Annotated in this window: 1 pseudogene; it reads left to right on the top strand. The window is 66.5% G+C overall.

Going from position 1 to position 517, the window contains the following annotated elements:
- Window positions 1–171: 171 nt before the first annotated feature.
- Window positions 172–517, top strand: a pseudogene (locus F8279_RS29815) (glycoside hydrolase); the annotation flags it as partial.

The following is a 517-nucleotide window of genomic DNA, read 5'->3' as shown; positions in this document are numbered from 1 at the left end:
CATCGGCTGATCGAGCAGCTCGAGGTGGACGCCTACGTGGGCGGCCCACGGTCATTCTCCGCTTCACCACCTTGGAAGCCCTCCGCGCACCTGTCCGCTCCACCGCCGACAAGCGCTCCCGACTGTCCCTGTCCGATCAGCCATCGCCAGCCGTATTGAGAGGCCGCCTCCATGACTAGAGCCATCACCGGCATTGTCAGCCTCGTCGTCGTTTCCTGCCTCGGCCTGCCCATGCTCCTGCTGACGGCCGTCATGGGCGACGACTCCAGGGGGTGCGGCATCGCCGCCACACCCAACATGCGTCCCTCCGGGCGACCGCCTACCGTCGGCGCCTGGGATGCTGAGCAAGTTGACGTAGCCGCGACCATCATCGACACCGGCGTCACCAAGGGCATCCCTCGATGGGGCTGGGTCATCGCCGTCGCCACCGCCATGCAGGAATCCAGCCTCCGCAACCTGCCCCATCTAGGCACCCGCAACGACCACGACTCCATCGGGGTGTTCCAACAACGCCCCA

Source organism: Micromonospora sp. AMSO1212t (assembly GCF_008868145.1).
Lineage (GTDB): Bacteria > Actinomycetota > Actinomycetes > Mycobacteriales > Micromonosporaceae > Micromonospora > Micromonospora tulbaghiae.
This window is presented reverse-complemented; position numbering and strand designations above follow the sequence as displayed.